Raw genomic sequence first — 6155 nt, 5'->3', positions numbered from 1 at the left:
AAACTTCAAATCCTTTTGACCCCAAACGCTACAACCTATGTAGGGTAAGACTTGACAAGATTTGAGGTTTTTGGGATTTATAAAAATCGCTCAGGGTATTTCGGTGTCTCCTTAAATTGAAATAAGTCCAAATACTTAGTCAGTTCTGGGAGAAACTGTCCTACCCTGCTAAAACCTAGACTAATTAAGATCGCTCTAGTGCGTGAGTGAGGAGATTAGGCAATGAGAGGATGAGTGAAGAATGCTTCGTCATGGTTGTCGAAATAGTTAGTCGAAGTGGCGTAAAAAAGGAGGAGGCTTGTTCTGCCCCCTCCTCCATCATGTCAACCATCTTTGAACTACGAAGGTTACTGAGCAGAAGCGGTAGGAATATCCGATTTCACACAATTGAGCATCCTTAGGGTGGCGGCTGCTGCATAATTTCGGCGAGCGTTATCGTTGGGCATAAACTGATTACCCGATTCATTTAAGGGGGAAGCCACAGAGCAATAGGTAGACATTTGGGTAATCAAATCAGATGCCCAATGATTATCAACGTCACTGAATGATCGCGGATCTTGTTTGGCTTGAAGTTCAGGATTTAAGCCACTCGTTTTACGGGCGAACTCGGCTGCACGACGTTGAACAGCCATTAATTCTGCACGGGTGACTGATTGAGCTGGCTTGAATGTACCATCTGTGTAGCCACTAACAATATTGTTGTCTTTTGCCCATTGAATTTTGGCGGCACTCCATCGAGAGGAAGTGACATCAGGATAGGGGGTAGTGGAAATACTGGTAGGAATATTGATATTAGTGCCGGGAATGGTTTTGAGGGATTCTAAAACCATAGATACTAATTGTTCGCGTGTGAGGGGGTTTTGGGGACGGAAGGTACTATCCTCAGCAAAACCAGAAATAAAACCGATATCGACTGCTTCATTAATTTCGCTAGCATAAATATCATTAGCAATATCTTTAAAGCTTGGAGTAGTAGGTGCGGGAGGATTAGGATCAATAGGATTGGGATCAACTGGATTAGGATCAACTGGGTTGGGGGATGTCCCAATCAAGGAACTCAATTGTTGATCATTGAGAAGGTAAACATGGCCCAGGGTTTGACCTTGATAGGAGCGTTTCGCAAACCGCCAACCAGGGTTAAGATAAATTTTGGCAAAATCAGAAGTTGCACCATAGGCTCGACCAATTTCTATTTCTGGTCCTCCTGGAGTATTGGATGATCCAACTAAGACTAAATCATTATTACGATTGACAATTCTCAGGCTGTACTGGAGAGCAAGATCTTGATTGTCAACTCGGATGGAAAATCCATTACTATCGGTACTTCGACCACAAATACCGGTAAAGTCAAAATTGAGTAAAAGAGGATTAACAATGGTGGGACTTTGGCCACTTTCACTCCAACATTGACGGGAGTTGGATTTTTGTTCCAGAATGAGCAATTGGTGGGCAGTTGTACCTCGTGGTGCAGCGATCGCGATAAAACTATCTTGTTGAACTTCGCTATGATCGAAAAAGGCACGAGCAGTAGATACCCAAGTGGTTATCCCAACTACAGTAGTGGTAGCAATAGCAGCGAAACGAGAGAGCAGTGATTTTTTCATAAGTTTTGCGACTGGTTAGACTTAATTTAAGCAGTGTACAAGAGAGACGTTCTGTTCTCCAGTACTTCCTCAGTTGAGGGACATCCGTAAGTTGTTTCTAGGGTGTGTGACAGTTTAAGAGCTGTCTGTGGCAGGTCACTTAAGCGCTTTTAGAGATCGCCTCGTATAAGTGCTTTAACTTGGCTTCGACAGGAGGGGGTTTGGACGTAAATCGGATGGAGAATTGATCCTTAGACCTATGGTTATCTAGCACTTTGGCATAAACATCTTCACGGTTTTCTGGTTGCTCATCCTTAAAGAAATTAATTTTCAAGTTGGTTAACCCGGAGGGAATTTGATTGGCCAACTCTGGAGTTACAAGAATGGTTGCGCCTTTTTCCGAGAGGGCAATCAACTGGCCCTGATTGACCCGATCGCTAATATTTTTACCTTCTAACACTGCATACTGAAGGGGAAGGGCTTGGGATAAGCGAAAGAAATTCTCTTCTTCTTTAGGTAAATCAAGCTGATAGGGGCCACCAATACCGCCTATATCATAGATAGTAATCGGAGTTTTTACTCCCTTGGGGGTTACTTGTTTCTCGCCATTGATTTTAACCTCTGGGCCAGCCTCGACTAAGGTAGATTCAGATACTAAAACCTGGCCAGCCGTGGTATAGGATTCAATACGATAGGTTAAATTCACTTGAGAGCCGACTACGCCATATTTGGTCCGTTTCTCAGAACCAATATTACCGACTACCACCTCACCCGTATTAATGCCAACTCCCATTTCTAGGGAAGATAGTCCCCATTTTTTCATCTGTACATTAACCTGTTTCATGGCCAGTTGCATGGCGACAGCACAAGCTATTGCTCTTTGAGGGTCATCTTCACGGGGAATGGGAGCGCCAAATAGGACTAAAATCCCATCCCCCATAAACTCATCAATAGTCCCCTGATATTCAGTAATCACATCAGCCATATAGCCCAGATAAAAATTGAGGATTTTAATCACTTCCTCTGGAGAGAGGCGCTCAGACAGAGCCGTAAACCCCCGTAGATCGGAGGTGAGAATCGTAATTTTGCGTCGTTCACCACCTAACTTTAAGCCTTCTGGATGCTCTAATAAGGTAGAAACAATTTCCTGACTCAGATAACGGCCAAAGGTTTTACGGATATCTCCGGCACTACGGGCAATATAGGTAGTAATAGCAACAAAGGAGCCAACTAAACTCATCATGGGGGGCAGTATAGGTAACCACCATCCGATTAAAAAGGCTCCATAGGTGGTGGCGATTAACAAGGGTATAGTGGCAATAGGGGCGATCGCCTTACGGATGGTTGATGAGTTCAGGCTTGCACTGTGGCGTAATCTCCAGGTTAAAACGGCTCCGACCCAGCCCCAGAATAGAATCCACAGGTTCTCCCCGATCTCATTCCAACTTTTAATCAGGGGTCGTCCTTCTAAGGCTGAACTCAGGATCAAACTGGTAATATTGGCGTGAATTTCCACTCCTGCCATCCGTTGAGAGGGAGTAAGGGTATAGGGTGTGGGAAAGATGTCTTGAAAGGACTCTCCCACTGCACCAATTAAAACAATGCGATCGCTTGCCCAATCTTCGGGTACTCTATCTTCTAGAACATCCATCAGGGAAACTGTCTCAAAAGACTCACTGGGGCCGTGATAATTAAGCATTAATTGATATCCCCCCTCCGCTTCACCTAAATATGCACCCACATTCGGTTCCAGGGGAGAAAAGATGGTTTTCCCTAACCGCCATGTCCGGTTAGCCACAGTTTCAGGAGAAACCCCTTCTGGTTTGAGATAGAGCAAGGCTAGATAAAGAGGCAAAGCATAAATCGTTTCCCCTTCTGGAGTATCGAGAGACACTAGAGCACGACGCACCTTACTATCAGCATCGGGCAATAAATCGTTGGCTCCCACCTGATTTTTGGCTTTTAGGGCTGGAGGTGGATCAACGAGATCGCGATCCTCATCTCCTACAGCCTTTTGAATCCCGATCAAATAACCGGTATTCTCAAAAATATCGACTAGGGCTTTATGGCCAGGTTCAACGGGTAAATCCCGATAAATATCCAAACCAATAGCCCTAGGTTCCATGGCAATTAGCTTCTGGAGCAGATCGGCATAAATCCGATCCGGAATAATGGCTTGGCCGATCTCTTGTACATCTGCTTCATTAATACCGACAATAACAATGCGCTCATCGCTAGGTTCTAGAGGCCGCCAACGCATATACAGATCGAATAGGGCCCATTCTCCTCCTTGCAATGTGCCCATTAGCCGCAAAAAAACGACGAATAGAGCCACTGAAGGGGTGGCGATCCATACCCCTCGCTGTTGCCATAACCAATCTTTAATTGTTTGCCACATAGAACCCAGGGTTACAGTAGTCTTCAGTTAAGCTGTCTGTTAATCTGCACCCTACAATACCTAATGATACTAAGGATTTCCGGTAATTCTTTCTAAGAGAAGCATTGGCGTTTGGGTTAACTTATCAAGGCCGACGGATTTTAAGAGACTTTCCCAAGGCTGGGTATCGAGATCCCTTAATTGAGCAGCGATCGCTACACTATCGTACCAAATTTTTGCATCGGCCAGCACTTCAGCTTGTTTGAGTAGGTCTTCTTGAGCTTGGGCTTCTTCTAAATCGGCCATTACCGTTGGATCTAAGGTAACATGCTGAATCTGTCCTTGAACGGATTCATCAATAGTGCGATCGCTAGGATTACAAATTAGGGCAAATAGCCAGGTATATTCGGTTGAATCGCCTATTGCTTCAGGTAGACTCATCGTTACCTTGACTAAACCTCCATCTTTGGAGAGTTCTAATTTCTCCGTATAGACATCATTACCTTGCCGATCAATTAAAACAAATTCCGCCAATTCTGCTTCAGTTTTGGGCACATAAAAGAACATAGTGGGGGTATCACTAGCCGTTTGACCCACATAATTGTCGGGTTCAATTGGTCTTAGAGCCATTAAGGAGAGTCCATTTTGAGGAATGATACAAGTCGAAGATCCTCTAACTCCTCCCCCAACACTTCCTCCTGTGGGAGCGCCCCCTCCACTGGTGTCAGGAAATTCTAGGGCAACCGCCCCTGGAGTGAGGAGAAGAGGAGCGAGCATAACGGCCAGAAATCTCAGGGGGGAAGGAAAACGTTTAAAGTCCATAGCGTGAATACATCTCCTTTAGGCAAACAGTTAGGTAGAGTTGTCTACTCTAGGATAGGATGACAAGTAAAGTCTTCACTGGATAAGTGAATTTCTTATCTATCTATCTTATCTTTGTCCCAGGAACCATCATGTGCTAAACATTGAGGGTAATAAGGTAAGGTAATTTAACTTAGGTATAGTTCAAATTTACCTGATACTGGAACATCTCCATGAGAAGACGCTTAGAAATTAGTCGCAGTTCCAGGTTATGTAATTGCATTCTTATCATAATTATGAACATGGCTGCTTCGCCGGATTTTTCCCTCTCTTGTCCTATTCCTATTCAACAATATCCCCAGGTACTTTTAGCCCACGGAGGGGGTGGAAAACTGATGCATCAGCTTATTGAGCAGATGTTTTTACCCGTTTTTGGCCGTCCTGATGTCTCCCATGATGCCAGTGTATTCGCAGTTAAGGGCGATCGCCTAGCCTTTACTACAGATTCCTATGTCGTTAATCCCTTGATCTTTCCAGGGGGCGATATTGGCTCAATGGCGGTTTATGGAACAGTCAATGATTTAGCCATGGCTGGAGCAAGACCTTTGTATCTGAGTGCAGGGTTTATCTTGGAGGAAGGGCTATCAATGGAGACTCTCTGGTATATCGTGCGATCAATGCAAGCAGCCGCACGGAAAGCAGGAGTACAGATCGTTACCGGTGATACTAAGGTTGTTGATCGAGGAAAAGGGGATGGGATGTTTATTAACACTTCTGGTGTAGGGGTGATTGAGTCACCAAGCCAGATTGCTCCCCAACAAGTGCGATCGCAAGATACCATTATCATTAATGGAGATTTAGGTCGACATGGGATAGCTATCATGGCTGTGCGGGAAGGTTTGGAATTTGAAACCACCATTGAAAGTGATTCAGCTCCCATTGCCAGGCAAGTTCTCCAGTTATTAGAAGCAGGCGTTAACATTCATTGTTTGCGGGATTTAACCAGAGGAGGATTAGCCAGTACCTTAAATGAAATTTCCCTTAGTTCAGGCTTGAATTTGCACATTGATGAATCCTTAATTCCGGTTCGGGAAGATGTGCGTGGAGCCTGTGAAATTCTCGGTTTTGATCCTCTTTATGTTGCCAATGAGGGGCGATTTGTGGCTTTTATTCCCCAGTCCGATGTGGACTTAGCGCTTTCAGTGTTAAGGGAAACTTTAGAAGCAGAGACCGGGGGATGGGTGATTGGAGAAGTCGGTGAACCAGGAGGTTCTGAACCTTCTGGTTTAGTCAGTCTCAAAAGTCAAATTGGTGCCAATCGAATTCTGGATTGGCTCAGTGGTGAACAGTTACCTCGAATTTGTTGAGTAATGAGTGGCAGACAAACCGGGCAG

General features: G+C 44.7%; 4 protein-coding genes. 1 reads left to right on the top strand and 3 read right to left on the bottom strand.

Annotated elements, in window-relative coordinates; all coding sequences use genetic code 11:
• Positions 1-347: 347 nt before the first annotated feature.
• The 3 genes from J7529_RS17045 to J7529_RS17035 form a co-directional block, all read right to left on the bottom strand.
• Positions 348-1604, bottom strand: a complete 1257-nt coding sequence (locus J7529_RS17045; RefSeq protein WP_318729972.1) for a DUF3747 domain-containing protein — start codon at positions 1602-1604, stop codon at positions 348-350.
• A gap of 139 nt (positions 1605-1743) precedes the next feature.
• Positions 1744-3981 carry an adenylate/guanylate cyclase domain-containing protein gene (locus J7529_RS17040; protein WP_318729971.1) on the bottom strand — a complete coding sequence of 746 codons (2238 nt, stop codon included), beginning with the start codon at positions 3979-3981 and terminating at the stop codon, positions 1744-1746.
• Positions 3982-4050: 69 nt separating this feature from the next.
• The gene (locus J7529_RS17035) at positions 4051-4782 is read right to left on the bottom strand and encodes a DUF928 domain-containing protein (RefSeq protein WP_318729970.1); all 732 of its coding nucleotides are present in this window, start codon (positions 4780-4782) and stop codon (positions 4051-4053) included.
• 281 nt (positions 4783-5063) lie between these two features.
• On the opposite strand from J7529_RS17035, the gene hypE reads away from it, so the two are divergent.
• Positions 5064-6128 (top strand): hydrogenase expression/formation protein HypE, encoded by a 1065-nt coding sequence (gene hypE / locus J7529_RS17030; RefSeq protein WP_413038909.1) that lies wholly within the window; start codon positions 5064-5066, stop codon positions 6126-6128.
• The last annotated feature ends 27 nt before the right edge of the window (positions 6129-6155 follow it).

Origin of the sequence: Roseofilum sp. Guam (assembly GCF_017746735.1) — a bacterium.
Classification (GTDB): domain Bacteria; phylum Cyanobacteriota; class Cyanobacteriia; order Cyanobacteriales; family Desertifilaceae; genus Roseofilum; species Roseofilum reptotaenium.
This window is presented reverse-complemented; position numbering and strand designations above follow the sequence as displayed.